The sequence below is a fragment of the Microcoleus sp. T3_A4 genome, from assembly GCF_036700465.1.
In the GTDB taxonomy this organism is placed as follows: domain Bacteria; phylum Cyanobacteriota; class Cyanobacteriia; order Cyanobacteriales; family Microcoleaceae; genus Microcoleus.
Genome location: NZ_JAUBOY010000111.1, coordinates 1 through 3600, shown reverse-complemented (window position 1 = coordinate 3600; position 3600 = coordinate 1). Strand labels below are relative to the sequence as shown.

At 48.9% G+C, this 3600-nt stretch carries 3 protein-coding genes and 1 riboswitch; all 3 genes read left to right on the top strand.

The window, feature by feature from the left end:
- The first annotated feature begins 136 nt into the window (after nucleotides 1–136).
- A riboswitch (adenosylcobalamin-variant (AdoCbl-variant) riboswitch) is annotated at nucleotides 137–216 on the top strand.
- Nucleotides 217–224: 8 nt separating this feature from the next.
- The 3 genes from cobG (at nucleotide 225) to QUA07_RS29590 (ending at nucleotide 3317) form a co-directional block, all read left to right on the top strand.
- Complete coding sequence (cobG, locus tag QUA07_RS29600) at nucleotides 225–1808, top strand: precorrin-3B synthase (protein ID WP_333332752.1); 1584 nt, start codon at nucleotides 225–227, stop codon at nucleotides 1806–1808.
- A gap of 172 nt (nucleotides 1809–1980) precedes the next feature.
- Nucleotides 1981–2610 (top strand): precorrin-8X methylmutase, encoded by a 630-nt coding sequence (locus QUA07_RS29595; RefSeq protein WP_333263779.1) that lies wholly within the window; start codon nucleotides 1981–1983, stop codon nucleotides 2608–2610.
- Nucleotides 2607–3317, top strand: coding sequence for a precorrin-2 C(20)-methyltransferase (locus QUA07_RS29590; protein ID WP_333332749.1), 711 nt, complete (start codon nucleotides 2607–2609; stop codon nucleotides 3315–3317). Before QUA07_RS29595 ends, QUA07_RS29590 begins: the two co-directional genes overlap by 4 nt.
- The last annotated feature ends 283 nt before the right edge of the window (nucleotides 3318–3600 follow it).

Genomic DNA, 3600 nt, shown 5'->3' with positions numbered 1-3600 from the left:
TAAACTGATGAGTGTGATTAGGAAAGCTGATGAAAGAAGAGAGAGGGCCGTAGCTTGCCGGGCCCGACGCCATCGCCAGAAGTTTTGTTAAGAAAGTTGAGGGTTTTGCTTTCTGTGGGTCCGCTCGTGATACCTTTCTAAAACCTGAAAGCGGGAAAGTCCGGTGCAATTCCGGCGCTGTGCCGCAACTGTAAAAGTCAGAATGCCGATTTCGGGGGCGCTTTGTGGGCGTTTACTTTTGGATTCCCTGCGTAGCACGGGGAGGAGATTATTTGTTAGCTTTGACTGATTTGCCGACTTGTCCGGGTTTATTTTACGGTTCCCAAGCCCGAGACGGAGTTTTATCGAGAATGCGGATTCCGGGGGGAATTTTAAACGCGCAGCAGTGTCGGACGATCGCCGATTTGGCTGATCAATACAGTACCGGCTGTTTGCAAGTGACAAATCGGGCAAATTTACAAATCCGAGAAGTGAACTCGGAAATTGCCCCGGAAGTCTGGAACCGCTTTCAGGAATTGGGGATAGCGTCTCGCCACGTTGAAGTTGACCCGATTCGCAATATTATGGCAAGCCCGACAGCAGGGATCGATCGCCAGCAGTTACTGGATACTCGCCCGCTAGTCAAAGCTTGGGATGATTACCTGCAAACACATTCCGAGTTGTCGGAACTTTCGCCTAAGTTCAGTATTGGCTTCGACGGCGGGGAATCGGTTTCGATCCAGGCTTTACGCAACGATATTTTATTAGCTGCAGAAGGGCTTTCAACCCAATCAGAAATCTTTTTTCGGCTGCATTTAAACGGCGATACAGGAATTTTAATCCAAGAATCGCAATGTATTTCAGTATTAGCCGCCCTCGCTAACACCTACCTTGAATACACCAAAAATCGACCTCGAATTGATGGCAAAAAACCGCGTTTGCGTCACCTGCTGGCAGATTGGGGCGCTGAAAGTTATCTGGAAAAGGTACAGCAGAATTTACCATTTTTATGGCAATTCACATCTGGCACTTTTCCCAAAAACAGGCAAGATGCCTGTTCCACAAAGAGTGAATTTCCTTGTGGGGTGGGCATCTTGCCCGCCCGTTTGATCGACTCATCTGCAAGGGGGATCGAACAATCCCGACATCTCGGCATTCATCCTCAACGACAGTCCGGTTTCTCCTACATGGGAATTGCACTGCCTCTCGGTAGGCTAGAATCAAAGCAACTGCGGAATTTGGCAAATTTAGCCCAAAATCTAGCCAGCGGTACCCTGAGACTTACGCCGTGGCAAAATCTGTTGATTTCTGATATCCCGAACTCCCAGCTTTTTGAGATAAAACAGCAAATCGCCGCTTTGGGATTGCACTCGTCGGCGACTCGCCTAGATTCGTGCTTGGTGGCTTGTGCAGGCAGCAGTGGCTGTGCGTCGGCGGCGACAGATACTCAAAGTCACGCCCTAAAAATGGTGAAGGATTTAGCGCAAAATTTGACGATCGACCAACCGATTAACATTCATTTCAGCGGTTGCCAAAAGTCCTGCGCCCAGCACCGGCCAATTGATATCACGCTGGTGGGAATTCAGATTGAGCTAGGAGACGAAACGCTCGAAGGTTACGACATTTATGCGGGTAGAAAAGATTTGCCGTTCGGACGACCAATTTTTCCGGCGGTGAGTGCGATCGAGATGCCCCGTGCGATCGAGCGAATGTTACGAGTGTATCAGCGGTTTCGAGAGCCTTTGGAGTCATTTGGTGAGTTTGTTGATCGGCAGACGATCGACCAATTGCAGGAGTTGTTTAGCACCGAAAATCGGAATTTAAAGTGAAAAAAGCTCCCATTAAAAATGACAATTTTTAAGTATTTCTCTTCCTATCTCTCTGGATCTTTCTTCCTTCGCGTCCTACCCTACGGGAACGGCTTCGCCGAACGCGCCTTCGCGGTTCATTCAAAAAATCTATTTCACAAATCCCACAAAATTCCCATAGCAGTTTTAAACAATGATTGACTACATTCGAGACGGAACAGAAATCTACATTAAATCCTTCGCCACAATTCGAGCCGAAGCAGATTTGTCAAGCTTGCCGCCCGATTTAGAATCGGTAGCCGTGCGACTAATTCACAGTTGTGGCATGACCGATATTGTTACAGATTTAGCAGCTTCCCCCGGTGCAGCCACCGCGGGACACAACGCCCTCGTCGCAGGTGCGCCTATTCTCTGCGATGCGCGGATGGTGGCCGAAGGCATCACTCGCAAACGCCTTCCCGCTGACAATCCGGTGATTTGCACCCTCTGGCATTCCGAAATCCCGGAGTTGGCACGGCAAATGGGAAATACTCGATCTGCGGCGGCCCTGGATTTATGGCTGGACAACTTGCAGGGTGCGGTTGTGGCAATTGGCAATGCCCCGACTGCTTTGTTCCGACTACTGGAAATGCTGGATGCCGGAGCACCTAAACCGGCTTTAATTCTGGGTTTCCCGGTAGGATTTGTGGGGGCTGCCGAATCCAAAGCCGAACTGGCCGCCAACAGTCGGGGAGTGCCATTTATTACGTTGCACGGGCGGCGCGGTGGCAGTGCAATGGCAACGGCGGCTGTGAATGCGTTAGCGAAAAAGGATGAATTATGACTAAGGCTACTGGTAAATTGTACGGTTTGGGTATTGGCCCTGGCGATCCAGAGTTGATTACTTTGAAAGCTTATCGGATTTTGCAATCGGTGCCGGTGATTGCCTATCCGGCGATGGAAAATGGTAAGGTACTGGCGCGGGCGATCGTCGCAGATTATCTGCGCCCGGAACAAATTGAGATTCCCATGCCGCTGCCTTTTAGTCCGACGCGATCGTCTCAACCTTATTATGATATTGCTGCCGATAAAATTGCCGCACATCTAAGCGAGGGACAGGATGTTGCCGTGCTATGTGAGGGCGAACCTTTTCTCTACGGCTCATTTATGTATTTATTCAACCGTTTGTCGGGGAGATTTACGACGGAAGTTGTGCCGGGAATTTCTTCGACAATGGCTAGTGCGGCTGCGTTGGGAGTGCCACTAACTTATCGTAACGATGTGTTAAGTATTATGCCTGCGACGCTGGATGCTGAGGTTTTGCGCGATCGACTGGCGGTTGTTGATGCTGCTGTGATTATTAAGCTGGGCCGACATTTTGCGAAAGTCCGGGACGTGCTGATTGAGTTGGGACAGTTCGATCGAGCACTGTATATAGAACGCGCAACTATGCCGAATCAGCGAATTCGGGCGATCGCAGATGTCGATCCCGCTGAAGTTCCCTATTGGGCTCTCATTATGATCCCCAGCCAGCAAAAGTCTGTATCTTAATATTTCCATGCCTGAAGGCGACGCGCTTCCAGGCTTTACCTACTTTTTTGTGCATTCTTACCTCTTTATCCAGTTTTCTTTCTATTGATAAGTTAACTTTATACTTGTTATCAGTTAATCTGTTGTTAAAAAACTTTACAAACCTGAGAATATGCTTTATGTTTATTTACATGGCGGAACACAAAGCCGTCACGAACATTGACAACCAAATAAAGCAATCATAAACAAATGACAACAACCTTACAGCAGCGCGAAAGCGCCAATGTCTGGGAACGCTTTTGTG

Coding starts and splice junctions, on each gene's coding strand:
- QUA07_RS29595 (WP_333263779.1), top strand. CDS start 1,981: ATGATTGACTACATTCGAGACGGAACAGAAATCTACATTAAATCCTTC.
- QUA07_RS29590 (WP_333332749.1), top strand. CDS start 2,607: ATGACTAAGGCTACTGGTAAATTGTACGGTTTGGGTATTGGCCCTGGC.